Origin of the sequence: Vibrio sp. 1-2 (7-a) (genome assembly GCF_013048515.1) — a bacterium.
Taxonomy (GTDB): domain Bacteria; phylum Pseudomonadota; class Gammaproteobacteria; order Enterobacterales; family Vibrionaceae; genus Vibrio; species Vibrio diabolicus.
Map to the genome: position 1 here is coordinate 201,656 of NZ_VHSQ01000001.1, position 14,053 is coordinate 215,708.

The following is a 14,053-nucleotide window of genomic DNA, read 5'->3' on the forward strand; positions in this document are numbered from 1 at the left end:
TCGACTATTTTAGCGTTAATTAACCATTCTATTGATCCTGGTTCATTATATTGCCCACTCGCTATAAAATACCGAGGTCGTCGCGTTGTCCTTATTCTTACACGCAACATCTCCAATCGCCACCGAGTTGAAACCCTTCTTCGCCATCAAAGCCAAATTGATGCTCTTACCAACATCTACAATCGACGTGTTTTTTTCGAAAAGCTCACAGAAGAAGTTATTAAATCCCAAGCTCCGGATTATCACTCCGCGTTGTTATTATTTGATTTGGATTTTTTTAAAGTCATCAATGATAAACGTGGTCATGATGCGGGGGATTATGTCTTAGAGACGTTAGCTGATTTGGTTTCTCACTTACTCGTCAAAGACGAAATTTTCGCAAGAGTCGGAGGGGAGGAGTTTGCGATTATTTTGCCAGAAACTTCTCTGTCGGCGGCGAAAGAGGTAGGAGAGGAAGTACGTTCCCACATTCAAAATTGTCAGTTCGAATTTGAAAAGATTGAAATTCCGGTCACGGTGAGTGTAGGCGTGGTGGAAATAGGCAGAAATGAAACCACCAAACGTTTGTATGCGCATGCAGATAAAGCGCTTTATGCTGCGAAAAGAAATGGCAGAAATTGCGTGGCGACTCTGGATAGGCAGATGGAGTAACCTTGTTGGTTACTCCAAATCAAACCGTTGGCGTTATAGCATGTCGACGGCTTTTTCTACGGCGGCGATGAGTCTATCCACATCTTCAGCCGTGTTATAAATACCAAAAGAAACGCGTACCGTGCCTTTAACGTTTAGCGCATCCATCAATGGGTGAGCGCAGTGGTGTCCTGCTCGTACCGCAATGCCTTGTTGATCGAGCAGCGTCGCCATGTCTTGGTGATGAACGCCGTCCATGACGAACGTCAGTACAGAGGCGTTCGGTTGGTAGCCTAGAATATGGATGTCATCCAACGCGCTTAGTGCTTGGTAGGCCTTATCCTGAAGCACATGGAGATGATCCTTTACTTCGTGATGGTCAAAACTTTGGTACCACTCAATGGCTTTCGCTAGAGCAATCGCGCCCGCAACGTTTGGTGTGCCCGCTTCAAATTTGCCAGGAAGTGCTGAAAAGGTCGTTTTCTCGAACGAAACGCGTTCAACCATTTTACCACCGCCGTGCCATGGTGGCATGGCTTCCAAAAGTTCAAGCTTGCCGTATAAAACGCCAATACCTGCTGGCGCATAAAGTTTGTGACCTGAGAAAACGTAAAAATCGATATCTGATACCGATAAATCAAGCTGCTCATGGACGATGCCTTGAGCGCCATCAATCACAACAACCGCGCCAACGCTGTGCGCTAGTTCAGTGATTTTTTCGATAGGTTGTCGTGTGCCCGTGACGTTGGTGATTTGCGCACAAGCAACAATTTTACAGCGGTCAGACAGAAGCGCCTCAAATGCGCTGATGTCGAACTGGCAATCTGATGTCATTGGAACTTTTATGACTTTGGCGCCCGTTTGCTCTGCCACGATTTGCCAAGGCACGATGTTAGCGTGGTGCTCCATCTCGCTAATCAAGATCTCATCACCCGGTTGTAACGTGCTGCGGGCGTAAGTCTGAGCAATTAAGTTCAGTGCTTCGGTTGCGCCCCGTGTCCAAATGATCTCTTTAGAGCTGTTTGCACCAATAAAGTTTGCCACTCGTTCTCGTGCCGCTTCAAATTGGCTGGTGGCATTAGCCGTTAAACTATGACTGCCACGGTGAACATTGGCATTTTGCGCACTGTAGTAATGACTGATGACATCAATCACACATTGCGGTTTTTGCGTTGTCGCTGCGCTATCTAGATACACTAAGGGCGTATCGTTGACGGATTGATTTAGAGCGGGAAATTGCTCACGTACAGCATTTACGTCAAACATTATTCTTCACCAAGCTTATGGTAATGCAGAGTAGGCAGAGGGATCATTGGTTCAGCAACTGACCATGCGTGTTTTTTACCTGAGAGTTGAATGATTACTTCCATTGCGAACTCTAAAGCAGTGCCCGGACCTTGACTGGTGATCAGGTTGTGGTTGATATCAAAGGTCACGCGTTTGCTGCGCCACTTCTCTTCCGGGATATGTGACTGAAAGCTCGGGTGACAGGTCATCAGTGATTGTGGGAAAAGATCATGGTGTTGCAATACCAACGCCGGTGCTGCGCAGATAGCAGCGACCAATTTTCCCTCGTAGATGTGCTGCTTAAGGATTTCTATCATCACCGTGCTATCACGAAAAATTTCTGCACCACCAACACCACCAGAAAGCGCTATGGCGTCAAACTCATCATCAGCGATATCGACCAGTTTACAATCGGCTGTTAGTGTGACTCCGCGAGAAGCTTTCATCGTCAATGAGCCATCAAAAGCAGCACTCGCTACCGTAACGTCATAACCCGCGCGAACCATCATGTCGATAACGGTGACGGCTTCCATTTCTTCGGTGCCCGGAGCGATTGGCACTAAGATTTTCTTACTCATTGTTCTGTCCAGCTTTGTTCTATTTGTTTGATGCGTTGGTAAAGTTTTAAATTCTCAGGCGTATTGATGCGATGTTTCTCGGCAGCCTTTAACAAGTATCCGGTTATAAAATCAATTTCCGTTCGACGCTGATGGAATACGTCTTGTCTCATTGAAGAATAGTTCTCAGCTGTGGCGTTCACCACTTGCATTACCGTATCGAAAAGAGAGCGAAACTCGATAGCAATACCTTCTTTATTCATTACTTCAACCAGTTCTTGAGTGATGCTTTCAAGTTGTATCTTAAACTCGGGCTTCGCAAGTTCACCATTCTTGCACTGGTGAATCGCAGTCAGTGGGTTGATAGCACAGTTGATCGCTAACTTAGTCCATAACGCAGATTGGATGTGTGGATTCCAAATGGCCTCTGGAAGGGCATGATGCATAACATCTTGCAGAAAAGCGCACAGCATTCCTTTGTCATTATAACCACCCACTTGCGTTGTTCCGTGACCGGTATGCAATACGTGTTGGTTATCTGGTTTGTATGCGCCGTGCGTCGTTGTTGCGAGCACTATCGGATTGTTTGGCACAACCTTCTCCACGGCAGAGGCAGTACCCATACCATTGTGCATCAGCATGATAATCGTGTCTGTATTGATATGAGGAAGCAAAGGCTGAATGGCGTCTTCCACTTGCCAAGCTTTTACCGTGATCAAAATGAGGTCCGCTTGATTTACGGAGGAAATATCTTGATTACTGAATACGATTGCGGGTGTGTCATCCAACTGAAGTGATTGTTGTCTCTCTGAACTTCTTCCCCACAATGAAACATTGTGCCCGGCAAGCTTAAATTTTGTTGCCCAGAGTGAGCCCACCGCACCTGGACCGAGGATAAGGATATTCACCAAACGCTCTCATTAAAAAGGTTTGCTGCAAGGATAATGAGGGAAAAAAGGAAAGCAAATAAAAATGGCGCCGAAAGGCGCCATTTTTGAGCAAACTTAGTGGTTCAATTAGAACTTGTAAGTTACAGCTAGGTAGTGGCTTACACCAGTCGATTCTAGCTCAACACCTGGAGCGACTTGTAGACCGTCTTTTACGCCATATACTTCTTTGTATGCTTTCAGGCCGTAACCAACCGCGAAGCGATCTGAGTGCCAGTAAATGCCGTTGAACATTGCACCACCGTTTGACGCGGTAGTACCAAATTTGTTACCAGCATCATCATCCATACCGAATTGGTAATCAATGTAACCTTGGTAAGAAATGAATGAACCATTGTCGAAGAAGTAGAATGGTTTGAACCAGTTAGTCGAGATTTGGAAACCGTTCCAACCTTTGTTGTTGCCATCGTAAGTGCTGTACAGGTTTAGGCCGATTTTACCTAACCAAGGAACCATTACATCAGAACCTAAACCGATTTTCTGGTTGTTTACACCACCGTTATTACCGCCCCATTCCATTAGAGATGCAATGTATAGCTCTTGAACTGGACCGAAAGATAGGTCTTTACCAGTTACTGCATCTAGAGACATACGTGGTGCAAATTTCATGAACATCTTGTCAGGAGCGCCGTTCTCGATTGACTTATCTTGGTTATCTTTAGTCGCTAGGTTAAATACGTCTACGTAACCGTATAGGTCGAAAATACCAGAGCGACCGCCAAATTCCATTTCTAGGTAATCGTGAGCGTTGTCGTCAGCGCCTTTAACTCGTGGCATTTCATCAATTGAGTACATGTAGTTGAACTGCATCCACTTGTAATCGTTTTTGTGGATATCGCCGTCAGAGTAATCTGCCGCCATAACTGGAGCTGAAGTAGCCGCTAGAAGGCTAAGAGCTAAAAGTGATTTACGCATAAGGGGACTCTCTATGTTTGTAATGATTCAGAACACGCAATCTATGCTGCGCTTTCCAATTGGCGGGAATAATAGCGATAAAAATCCCAAATGAAAGTGATAAAGGGTGCAAAATTGAACGTTTTTGGTGAGTTGTGTCACGAAATTATCTTTATTTACGGAACTTTTTGTTTGTTGCATTTGATTGCAATAAATATGTGATTTGGATCGTTTGCGTAAGCGATTTTATGACTTTTTAAGCCAGTCGATTAACCAACATAAATCGTTAGTGATCGGAGTGATAAGGGATTCGTATGTATCGGTGAATCAAAGAGGACGTTTGAATGAAAGAAGTCATGTTATTCCCACTCACTTCAGTTGTACTCCCTGAAGGTAAAATGAATCTGCGCATTTTTGAGCCACGATATAAGCGAATGGTAAAGGAATGCAGCCTACAAAATGTGGGTTTTGGAGTTTGCCTAGTAGGTAGTGAAGGTGACCCTAAAGACGTGGGAAATGTTTCATCTATCGGAACTTTGGTCAGGATCGTTGATTTTGAAACACTCAGTGATGGTCTTCTTGGTATTACAGTCGCTGGTGAGAAACGCTTTGTTGTCAAACGAGTTCGTGCAGATGCGGACGGCTTACGCCATGCAGAGGTCGAATGGTTAGAAAATTGGCAACATCCAGACAACTCACCAGATTTCTTCTATTTAAGCAAGCAGTTATCCCATGTTTATGAAGAGTTTCCTCAACTTGGAAATCTCTACCAGCATCGTTTTTACGATGACTCAGCTTGGGTGACCCAGCGCTGGCTTGAATTACTTCCTTTAGACTGCAATCTGTTCGAACAGCTCGTTGGCGCAGAGAACTGCATTCCTGCGTTGCAATTTCTGACAGAAGCCATAGAAGCCCCGACTAACAAAGAGGCAAGGATATGAAAGGATTTAGCAGAGCTGCGCTAACTATGGTGGCGGCATTAGGACTGGTGGCGTGTGGCTCCGACAGCGACACCATTGAGTATTCCAATTTGCAAGCAGTACATGCGTCTTCTGATGCGCCGCTTGCAAATGTGTGGATAAACGATAAATCATCATTGACAGGTGTTGATTATGGTATGGGTTCTGGTTACATGAAGTTACGTGAGGGTATGAACTCAATTCAAGTTGATGTTCAACTTCCAGGCGATGAAACCGCGACTGTAATACCTAAAACAGAATTAGATCTCGATTCAGACCTCAATTACAACGTGTTCGTTGTTGGTGATGCCGATGGTTCACCAAACCCATTAGAACCTTTAGTTGTGACTCGCAGCGCCGATTCAATGGCTGATGCCAATAGTTTAGATGTTCAAGTTGTTCATGCAGCGTCTGGCGTTCCTGCCGTTGATCTCTACGTCACCGAGCCAGGGGCTGATCTTGCTAGCGCGACACCGCTTATGAATCTTGCATATAAAGCATCTACAGACGTATTGAACATTCCCGCTGGTGAGTACCAAGTTCGACTTGCTGTTGGGGATAGCGTTGCTTTTGATTCGGGCACAATATCTCTTGCTGCTAATTCAAACTTGACGATTGCCGCTATCGGTACCGGAGATTCAAATAGCACGTCACCAGTTAAGTTGTTGGTATTGGATGGTTCAGGATCTTCTATAATCGAGGATATGGGCAGCCAAGCTGAAGTCAGAGTCGGACATCTTGTCGATGGAGCGCCGATCGTCGATGTCAACGTTAACGGGGCGGCCTTCGGTCCTCTTGCCGACTTAGCGTTCAAAGAGATTCGTGGTTATTTGGATCTCGATGCTGGCGCTTACGATATTGACGTTTACGTGGATGGCACAACAACCAATCCTATTATCGATGTTGACGGATTAATGGTTGCGGGCGGAATGGATTACAGTGTTTACGCAGTCGGTGTTGTTAGCCCAGCGATTGATATCGAACCTCTGGTTGTTGAAGACATGAGACGTGCAGTGGCAACTAGCGCGACGCTGAATGTGACACATGCGGCGGCGAATCCCGTAGCGGAAATGGTGGATATTTATCTCACTACAAGCGCTGGAATAGATGGAAGTGATCCAACTATTGCTAATTTTGCGTACAAAGATAGCGTTCAGGGATTATATGTCGCTGAAGGTACCTATTATGTAACCGTGACAGTGGCAGGCGATCCAAGTACGGTTGCTGTTGATTCAGCACCAGTCAACGTGATGAATGGTGTTGTGTATCAGGTGGTTGCCATTGATGATGGGAACAACGGTGGCTTCAACTTGTTGGTTGATGACGTTACCGATTAGGACGAATGGGAGGAGATGGCTCCTCCCTAAAATTAAGGCCGATTATGATGAGTGATAGCCCAAAAAAACTGGGGCGCAGTGATTGGAACGATTACATGGACAAAGTGAAAGCTCGAGATAAAGACGCATTCGCTTTTGTATTCCGTTTTTACGCACCCAAGCTGAAGCAATTCGCTTACAAACATGTTGGTAATGAGCAAGTTGCTATGGAGATGGTGCAAGAGACCATGGCGACAGTTTGGCAGAAAGCGCACCTCTATGATGGGGAAAAGAGCGCGTTATCGACTTGGATATACACCATAATCCGAAACCTATGCTTTGATCTGTTGAGAAAGCAGAAAGGTAAGGAGTTACACATTCATTCTGATGACATTTGGCCGTCAGAATATTATCCACCAGATCTTGTTGATCACTATTCACCAGAGCAAGACATGTTGAAAGAGCAGGTGGTTAAATTTTTAGATATTTTACCGAAAAATCAGAGAGACGTTTTACAAGCGGTGTATCTTGAGGAGCTACCTCATCAGCAGGTCGCTGAATTATTTGATATCCCCCTCGGTACCGTAAAATCCAGGCTGAGGCTTGCAGTAGAAAAGCTAAGGCATTCAATGCATACGGAGCAACTATGAACAAACACCCAGATAACAGCTTGTTAGAAGCATACGCTTCGGGAAGCATTGATGCAGTTTCTGGTCTTGTGGTCGCAACCCATTTAGAAACATGCACCAAGTGCCGAGCTTATGTGAACCAAGTCGAAGCCAGCCAAGCGAATATCGTGAGCGACATCCCCTCTGAATATGTCCCTGAATTCGACGATATGTTCAATGATATTATCAATGCGGAGCCAGCGACAGATAACATCGTTATCCGAGATCCTGCCGCAGTGAATGTTGCAGGAAAGAGCTTTGAACTTCCCAAAACCTTAGCGCGTTTCTCTGACCTTGTAGGGTCATGGAGAAGTTACGGAGGCAAGGTTTTCAGTGCTCAGATTGATCTAGGGGAAGATGCTCGTGTTAGCTTAATGTACATCGGAGAAGATGTGCAAATCCCTCAACATACGCACAAAGGCTTAGAATCTACATTGATCCTACATGGTGGGTTTAGTGATGAGGATGGCCAATATGAAGAGGGCGATTTGATGATTAGAGACGCGTCAGTGAAGCACAGCCCTTACACTAAGGCCGGAGAAGATTGCTTGTGTTTAACCGTACTGACTGAGCCGATGATCTTTACTCAAGGTGTGGCACGTATATTTAATATGTTTGGCAAAGGGCTATACCCATAGACCTCTTATCTTATATCTCGCAAAACAAAAACCACCGAATTCGGTGGTTTTTTGATGCGCTTCTTAGTGCTTGTGACGTGCCTTTTCCAATAGAGCATCAAAGTAATGTCGTAGCGAGTACAACATAATCAAGCTTGGCACGACCATAACAGCGGTAAGCACAAAGAACGTGCTCCAGTCATTGAGGTAGTCCACCAGTTCTCCACTGAAAGAAGCAAGAGTCGTTCGTCCGAAGTTGCCCAAAGAGGCAAGCAACGCATACTGAGTTGCCGAGAATGCTTGTCCGGTTAGAATCGTCAAAAATGAAACAAAAGCGACAGTTGAGAAAGCAGTCGTAAAGTTATCGACAATTATGGTTGCTAAGTATAGGTGCTCATTTGGGCCTACCGATGCAATCCAAGCAAACATCAAGTTGCTGGCAGACATAGCAATACCGCCGATCATTAATCCACGTACAATACCAAACCTGACGTTGAACATACTTCCGACAAAGGTAAAGAAGATAGTGGCTCCCCATCCGATCAGTTTGGAGTAATAACCAATTTGTTCGTTACTAAAACCAATATCTTTATAGAACGCGATCGACATCCTGCCCAAAAACGCTTCGCCAATTTTGAATAGGAAAACGAACAGCAAAAGAGTAATCGCGACACGGACGCCATTGCGATTAAAGAAGTCAAGGAAAGGTTCTACAACAGTCACAGTAAACCAAGCCACGACTTTTGAACCAACCACTTCTTTGTGGCGTTGTTCAGCGGCAGACTGAAGTTGTTCGCGTTGAGTCTTCGGTTCACCGACTAAAATCGTAAAGACCATTAGAATGCCGACTATCACCGCCATCCCGTAATACACGCCATTCCAACCGACGCTATCAGCATTAACAAACGCTAAATAACCCGGTAGTGAATAACCTGTCCACCAGCCAATGACCGCCATTGCAGAAGCTTGTGGCAGCTTAGATTCTTCTGATTTTGGGAAAGTATCAATACGAAAAGCATCTATCGCGATGTCTTGTGTGGCTGATGCGGTTGCAATACACAAGGCGAGTAGAGACGCGAACACCAAGTTCTCTGCTGGATTCACGCCCGCAATAAATACCGTCGCGACGAGTACGATGCTTTGACAGAAGAAAATCCAGCTACGCCTTTGTCCAAGTAGTCGATAGAGCACTGGTAGCTTCACCCGGTCTACGAGTGGCGCCCAGAGAAAGTTAATTGCATAAACCGCAAAGACACTACCAAAGTAGCCTATTGCGGATAGGGTCAAACCAGCGTCTTTTAGCCAGCCAGACATATTTGAACCGATAAGTACCCACGGAAAGCCGCTAGAGCAGCCCAACATGAAAACCCACATGAGTCGTTTATCGAGGTAACTTTTTACCGTTTCCAACCAAGTGATGGAAGGTAATGAAGACATAAATCAATCCAATAAAATGAAGCCGTTGAAAGAGAAAGCCCTTCGATTATTCAAAGGGCTTATCGTTTTGGCTATTTAAGTAGTGTTGCTTTAGTGATGACGATTTGAGTCTCGGGAACATCACGCATACCACGAGTCGTCGTAGTTGGCTGTTTTGCCATTTTTTGGATAATGTCGAATCCTTCCGTGACCTCGCCAAATACAGCATAACCCGGTGGACGAGCGCCGTAGTTTAGAAAATCATTGTCGACTAAATTGATAAAAAACTGACGAGTAGCAGAGTCAGGCGCGTTGGTGCGCGCCATTGCAATCGTCGCACGGTCGTTATTTAAACCGTTATTACCCTCGTTTTTGATTGGAGCGTAAGTCTTCACCATTTGCATATCTTGGTTAAAGCCACCACCTTGCGCCATAAAGCCTGGAATAACGCGGTGAAAAATAGTGCCTTCATAGCTACCATCTTCTACATATTTCAGGAAGTTCGCTACCGTAATCGGCGCTTTCTCTTCATTCAGTTCGACAGTAAATGAACCTAACGTTGTTTCAAACGCCACTTTTGGTCCAGCCCAAACGCTGCAGCTGAGTAGCGCGAGAGAAAGAATTGCCTTGCGTAACATTAGAAACGCTCCTGCATGTACTGACGAAGCTCAGGATCATTGGCAATTTCTTTAAGTGTTAATGTCACTACATCATTCAGTGTTTGCTCAATGTCGGCATCAGACGCACTCAATGTGCCAGAACGCTTCGCAGTGCCTGTGTAAGTTTTGACCAGCTTGCCTTCTGGTGTTTCTGCGGTGATTTCAAGCACGACTTTCGCATCCATCTCATTTTCCATCACCGAATGTTTTACGTTAACTAATGCTTCTTGAACGTTTAATTCAATTGCATTGTTGCTGTTTAGATCGGCATGGAAGCCCTGAGATGAAAACTGCTTCTCTAATGCTTCTTCTAACGCAATACGTAAATTCTGTTTAGCATGAAGAGGAAGAATGTTCGAACGGCCGTTATCCACCAACGCCACGTACTGCGCTGCACGTACATCTTTGCTGGTCAAGCTGTAAGTCTTGCCTTGAACAATTGGATTGGTGCTCAGTGTGCTTTCTGGCATCAAATTCAGCTGAGGCTGTTGAGGAGCTGAACACGCAGCAAGCAACGCAACCGAAGCCGCAAGTACCAATTTTCTCATTTTATTATTCCTTTTAACTATTTTGCTAAAGCTTATTTTGCGCTTAATTTAGCAGGATTTTTTGTGGCCTGTAAAATCACAAACTTATTGTTGGAAGCGATAAGTTTCACATTCTTATCGCCAAACAGCCGTTGTAGTTTTGCGTCGTAACCAAGATGACGATTTCCAATCACCAGTAACTTACCACCTTCACTTAATACTTGCTTTGCATCACAGAACATTTGCCAAGCAATATGATCGGTGATGGCCTGCTGTTGGTGAAAGGGTGGGTTACACATAATCATAGCGCAGCTGTTGTGTTTAAAACCGTCCAAACAATTGTTTGCAACACACTGTATGTCTCTATCTTCACCAAGGTTATCTAGCAGGTTCTGCTTCGCGGACTCAAGCGCCATAAAGCTTTCATCAACACATGTTAATCGAGCATTCGGATTCAGCTGACCAAACTTCACAGACAGAACACCATTACCGCAACCGAGATCGATAACATTATCTACCAATGGGTCTTGAGGTAGGTGCTGCAGCATAAAACGCGCACCTAAATCTAAGCTTTCTCCTGAATAGACATTTGGCATGTTCTTGAGTTCGATATCTTCGCCATCAACGCGCCAAGTCGTGAAAGGACTTACTTCAATTGTTGGTTCAACCGTTGCTTGAGCAAATACTAATCGGTGCTTTTTCCAGGCCAGAGATGTTTTTGTCTCACCCAAATATTTTTCAAACAGTTTTAGCGTTGAAGTATGAATGTCTTTCGCTTTATTAACTGCAATGACGGGGCAGGATGCAGGCAGTGCTTTTCTTAACTGACTGAGTATCCAAACGAGGTGACGGTTACTTTTTGGCAGTTGCAGCAATACGAGATCAGTATTGGAAGATACGGGATCCATCGTGGTTGCAAACGCTACCTTATTGCACTGGTTTTGCTCAAGGTTCTGCTGCACACCTTTATGAGAAATGAATGAATCACTCATTAGCGTTACATGGTGCTTTTCTGAAAACCAGCAGGAGAGGGCACCAAAGCTGTCATTAATCACGAGGATGTTTTGATTGTCTGGCAAAGCAAGTTCTTCAACATGATTAATAAGATACTCATCACCGGCATCCCACGCTTGTAGAGTTTCATTGCTGCGTTTTGGGAAACGATGAAGTGTTAAGCTTCGCTCGTGAAGATTCAGTTCGGTTTTCATAGCTAAATGTAAGTTGATTTAGAAATTAAGTGTTATTGTCGCAAATGATGACGTGTCGAGATACAAAAAGCTGTCAAATTTTACGTGTTCAGTGATGGTCGCTCTCTAGGCATGTTCATTGCGTCAAGCGCTTTGAAATCAGTTGAACGTAAAATGCATCAATAATGAGAGTGATGTTTGAGTGATACACGTCTGCTTTACTTAGGTATATACTTATGGAATTCGCATCAATGAGGAACGAATATGATCCAAGAAATCATAGAGAAGAAACTACACAGTGAGCTGCAACCAAGCTATCTCAAAGTGATTAATGAGAGCTACATGCATAATGTGCCACCAGGCTCGGAGAGTCACTTCAAAGTGATTGTTGTGAGTGATTCGTTCGCGGGACAGCGTTTGATTGGACGCCATCGCCAAGTTCATCAAATTTTGGCAGATGAGCTAGATAACCACATTCATGCACTAGCTATTCATACATACACTGATGAAGAGTGGAAGCGTGAACAAGATGGCGCTCCTGATAGCCCTATGTGTATGGGTGGCGGTCACTAAAGACGCAAAATATAAAGGTGCAGAGAAAAGGTGGCTAAGGCCATCTTTTTTCGTTTTACATTCTTTAGGGGCATTGATGTGGCACAAATTCTGGTTAAAAAATGTGTTAACAGTGTTTCAACAAATGAATGGAAATTGCAGGATATTTCAGGCGATGAATATGACTTTTCCATAAGATATGTATGGAATATGGCATTTGTGCGATCGGTCAAAGTTATGACTATTCTTTGACCTTTTAGACCTGATTCTACCGAAATAACCCCTCTATTCTAATGATTGGTCATGGCATCAAGTTCCTAAAAAATGCTAGACTACGGCACCTGATAAATCTCGCGTATTCCTTGTGACGAGATTTTTAATAGGATGTTGCGATTTTGATGTTTAAAACAACATCAAAACCGGACACTGATGTCGTGTCTAAAAGTTACGCAATCAAAAGAATCTTTTTCCCGATAAAAGTAGTGCAAGTGCGTATGATTACAATAAAGAAGGGCTTGGATCTTCCTATCGCAGGAACTCCATCCCAGGTGATTAATGATGGTAAGACCATCAAAAAAGTCGCCTTGCTTGGCGAAGAGTACGTTGGCATGCGTCCTACCATGCATGTCCGCGTTGGTGATGAAGTGAAAAAAGCGCAAGTTCTTTTTGAAGATAAAAAGAACCCTGGCGTGAAATTTACTGCACCAGCAGCCGGTAAAGTGATCGAAGTTAACCGTGGCGCTAAACGTGTCCTTCAATCTGTAGTGATTGAAGTGGCAGGTGAAGAGCAGGTGACATTTGATAAGTTCGAAGCCGCTCAACTTTCAGGTCTAGATCGTGAAGTGATCAAGACTCAGTTGGTTGACTCTGGCCTATGGACCGCTTTACGTACTCGTCCGTTTAGCAAGGTTCCTGCAATCGAGTCTTCTACTAAGGCTATTTTCGTAACTGCAATGGATACTAATCCACTAGCAGCTAAGCCTGAGTTGATCATTAATGAGCAACAAGAAGCATTCATTGCTGGTCTAGACATTCTTTCAGCCCTGACAGAAGGCAAGGTTTACGTATGTAAATCTGGCACTAGTTTGCCACGCTCTTCACAGTCTAACGTAGAAGAACACGTCTTCGATGGCCCTCACCCAGCAGGTCTTGCTGGCACCCACATGCATTTCCTATACCCAGTGAATGCAGAAAATGTGGCATGGAGCATCAACTACCAAGACGTTATCGCGTTCGGTAAGCTGTTCCTAACTGGTGAGCTATACACAGATCGTGTTGTGTCTCTAGCTGGTCCGGTTGTGAATAACCCTCGTCTAGTTCGTACCTTAATCGGTGCAAGCTTAGATGACCTAACAGATAACGAGCTGATGCCTGGCGAAGTTCGTGTGATTTCTGGTTCTGTACTGACAGGTACACATGCAACTGGTCCACACGCATACCTTGGCCGTTACCATCAACAGGTTTCTGTATTACGTGAAGGCCGTGAGAAAGAACTATTTGGCTGGGCAATGCCTGGTAAGAATAAGTTCTCGGTAACTCGCTCTTTCCTTGGTCACGTATTCAAAGGTCAGTTGTTCAATATGACAACGACGACCAATGGTAGTGATCGTTCAATGGTTCCAATTGGCAACTACGAACGCGTAATGCCTCTAGATATGGAGCCTACTCTGCTGCTTCGTGATCTATGTGCAGGTGATACAGACAGTGCTCAAGCACTGGGTGCGCTTGAACTGGATGAAGAAGATCTAGCATTGTGTACCTTTGTATGTCCAGGTAAGTACGAGTACGGTACGTTACTTCGTGAATGCCTAGATACTATCGAGAAGGAAGGGTAATT

At 44.6% G+C, this 14,053-nt stretch carries 15 protein-coding genes; 7 read left to right on the top strand and 8 right to left on the bottom strand.

What is annotated here, in order from left to right:
• Positions 1-108 precede the first annotated feature (108 nt).
• A complete protein-coding gene (locus FKN08_RS00815) occupies positions 109-651 on the top strand; it encodes a GGDEF domain-containing protein (RefSeq protein ID WP_282136973.1) in 543 nt (180 codons plus the stop codon).
• 33 nt (positions 652-684) lie between these two features.
• On the opposite strand, the gene csdA is transcribed toward FKN08_RS00815, so the two are convergent.
• From csdA to FKN08_RS00835, 4 genes are all read right to left on the bottom strand, one after another.
• Positions 685-1,896 carry a cysteine desulfurase CsdA gene (gene csdA / locus FKN08_RS00820; protein ID WP_170891052.1) on the bottom strand — a complete coding sequence of 404 codons (1,212 nt, stop codon included), beginning with the start codon at positions 1,894-1,896 and terminating at the stop codon, positions 685-687.
• Positions 1,896-2,495 carry a DJ-1 family glyoxalase III gene (locus FKN08_RS00825; protein WP_006742560.1) on the bottom strand — a complete coding sequence of 200 codons (600 nt, stop codon included), beginning with the start codon at positions 2,493-2,495 and terminating at the stop codon, positions 1,896-1,898. The genes csdA and FKN08_RS00825 overlap by 1 nt, the downstream gene beginning before the upstream one ends.
• Positions 2,492-3,382 (bottom strand): 2-dehydropantoate 2-reductase, encoded by an 891-nt coding sequence (panE, locus tag FKN08_RS00830; RefSeq protein WP_170891054.1) that lies wholly within the window; start codon positions 3,380-3,382, stop codon positions 2,492-2,494. Before panE ends, FKN08_RS00825 begins: the two co-directional genes overlap by 4 nt.
• Positions 3,383-3,490: 108 nt before the next feature.
• A complete protein-coding gene (locus FKN08_RS00835) occupies positions 3,491-4,336 on the bottom strand; it encodes an outer membrane protein OmpK (protein ID WP_005391741.1) in 846 nt (281 codons plus the stop codon).
• A gap of 323 nt (positions 4,337-4,659) precedes the next feature.
• Here FKN08_RS00835 and FKN08_RS00840 point away from each other — a divergent pair, with 323 nt between their 5' ends.
• Genes FKN08_RS00840 through FKN08_RS00855 form a run of 4 tightly spaced genes read left to right on the top strand, consistent with a single transcriptional unit; the run spans position 4,660 to position 7,896 of the window.
• Positions 4,660-5,256: an LON peptidase substrate-binding domain-containing protein gene (locus tag FKN08_RS00840; protein WP_170891056.1), complete on the top strand. Its 597-nt coding sequence runs from the start codon at positions 4,660-4,662 to the stop codon at positions 5,254-5,256.
• Positions 5,253-6,611, top strand: a complete 1,359-nt coding sequence (locus FKN08_RS00845; protein WP_170891058.1) for a DUF4397 domain-containing protein — start codon at positions 5,253-5,255, stop codon at positions 6,609-6,611. Before FKN08_RS00840 ends, FKN08_RS00845 begins: the two co-directional genes overlap by 4 nt.
• Positions 6,612-6,655: 44 nt before the next feature.
• Positions 6,656-7,240 (top strand): RNA polymerase sigma factor, encoded by a 585-nt coding sequence (locus tag FKN08_RS00850; RefSeq protein WP_005380255.1) that lies wholly within the window; start codon positions 6,656-6,658, stop codon positions 7,238-7,240.
• Positions 7,237-7,896, top strand: coding sequence for a ChrR family anti-sigma-E factor (locus FKN08_RS00855; RefSeq protein WP_048625904.1), 660 nt, complete (start codon positions 7,237-7,239; stop codon positions 7,894-7,896). The genes FKN08_RS00850 and FKN08_RS00855 overlap by 4 nt, the downstream gene beginning before the upstream one ends.
• Before the next feature lie 63 nt (positions 7,897-7,959).
• Here FKN08_RS00855 and FKN08_RS00860 read toward each other — a convergent pair whose 3' ends face one another.
• The 4 genes from FKN08_RS00860 to FKN08_RS00875 form a co-directional block, all read right to left on the bottom strand.
• Positions 7,960-9,312 (bottom strand): MFS transporter, encoded by a 1,353-nt coding sequence (locus FKN08_RS00860; RefSeq protein WP_006742554.1) that lies wholly within the window; start codon positions 9,310-9,312, stop codon positions 7,960-7,962.
• A 71-nt stretch (positions 9,313-9,383) separates the two neighbouring features.
• Positions 9,384-9,929 carry a peptidylprolyl isomerase gene (locus FKN08_RS00865; protein ID WP_012841483.1) on the bottom strand — a complete coding sequence of 182 codons (546 nt, stop codon included), beginning with the start codon at positions 9,927-9,929 and terminating at the stop codon, positions 9,384-9,386.
• A complete protein-coding gene (locus tag FKN08_RS00870; RefSeq protein WP_012841484.1) occupies positions 9,929-10,498 on the bottom strand; it encodes a YajG family lipoprotein in 570 nt (189 codons plus the stop codon). Before FKN08_RS00870 ends, FKN08_RS00865 begins: the two co-directional genes overlap by 1 nt.
• Positions 10,499-10,530: 32 nt before the next feature.
• Entirely contained in the window at positions 10,531-11,685 is a 1,155-nt protein-coding gene (locus FKN08_RS00875; protein WP_170891060.1) for a methyltransferase, read from the bottom strand.
• A 243-nt stretch (positions 11,686-11,928) separates the two neighbouring features.
• On the opposite strand from FKN08_RS00875, the gene bolA reads away from it, so the two are divergent.
• Together bolA and FKN08_RS00885 are read left to right on the top strand one after the other, a co-directional pair.
• Positions 11,929-12,237 carry a transcriptional regulator BolA gene (gene bolA / locus FKN08_RS00880; protein ID WP_005380262.1) on the top strand — a complete coding sequence of 103 codons (309 nt, stop codon included), beginning with the start codon at positions 11,929-11,931 and terminating at the stop codon, positions 12,235-12,237.
• Between the two features lie 473 nt (positions 12,238-12,710).
• Positions 12,711-14,051, top strand: a complete 1,341-nt coding sequence (locus tag FKN08_RS00885; RefSeq protein WP_170891062.1) for a Na(+)-translocating NADH-quinone reductase subunit A — start codon at positions 12,711-12,713, stop codon at positions 14,049-14,051.
• Positions 14,052-14,053: the final 2 nt, after the last annotated feature.

Bases quoted from the DNA above. Each gene is read 5' to 3' on its own strand.
- csdA (WP_170891052.1), bottom strand. From the start codon at position 1,896: ATGTTTGACGTAAATGCTGTACGTGAGCAATTTCCCGCTCTAAATCAA.
- FKN08_RS00825 (WP_006742560.1), bottom strand. From the start codon at position 2,495: ATGAGTAAGAAAATCTTAGTGCCAATCGCTCCGGGCACCGAAGAAATG.
- FKN08_RS00835 (WP_005391741.1), bottom strand. From the start codon at position 4,336: ATGCGTAAATCACTTTTAGCTCTTAGCCTTCTAGCGGCTACTTCAGCT.
- FKN08_RS00840 (WP_170891056.1), top strand. From the start codon at position 4,660: ATGAAAGAAGTCATGTTATTCCCACTCACTTCAGTTGTACTCCCTGAA.
- FKN08_RS00845 (WP_170891058.1), top strand. From the start codon at position 5,253: ATGAAAGGATTTAGCAGAGCTGCGCTAACTATGGTGGCGGCATTAGGA.
- FKN08_RS00850 (WP_005380255.1), top strand. From the start codon at position 6,656: ATGATGAGTGATAGCCCAAAAAAACTGGGGCGCAGTGATTGGAACGAT.
- FKN08_RS00855 (WP_048625904.1), top strand. From the start codon at position 7,237: ATGAACAAACACCCAGATAACAGCTTGTTAGAAGCATACGCTTCGGGA.
- FKN08_RS00860 (WP_006742554.1), bottom strand. From the start codon at position 9,312: ATGTCTTCATTACCTTCCATCACTTGGTTGGAAACGGTAAAAAGTTAC.
- FKN08_RS00865 (WP_012841483.1), bottom strand. From the start codon at position 9,929: ATGTTACGCAAGGCAATTCTTTCTCTCGCGCTACTCAGCTGCAGCGTT.
- FKN08_RS00870 (WP_012841484.1), bottom strand. From the start codon at position 10,498: ATGAGAAAATTGGTACTTGCGGCTTCGGTTGCGTTGCTTGCTGCGTGT.
- FKN08_RS00875 (WP_170891060.1), bottom strand. From the start codon at position 11,685: ATGAAAACCGAACTGAATCTTCACGAGCGAAGCTTAACACTTCATCGT.
- bolA (WP_005380262.1), top strand. From the start codon at position 11,929: ATGATCCAAGAAATCATAGAGAAGAAACTACACAGTGAGCTGCAACCA.
- FKN08_RS00885 (WP_170891062.1), top strand. From the start codon at position 12,711: ATGATTACAATAAAGAAGGGCTTGGATCTTCCTATCGCAGGAACTCCA.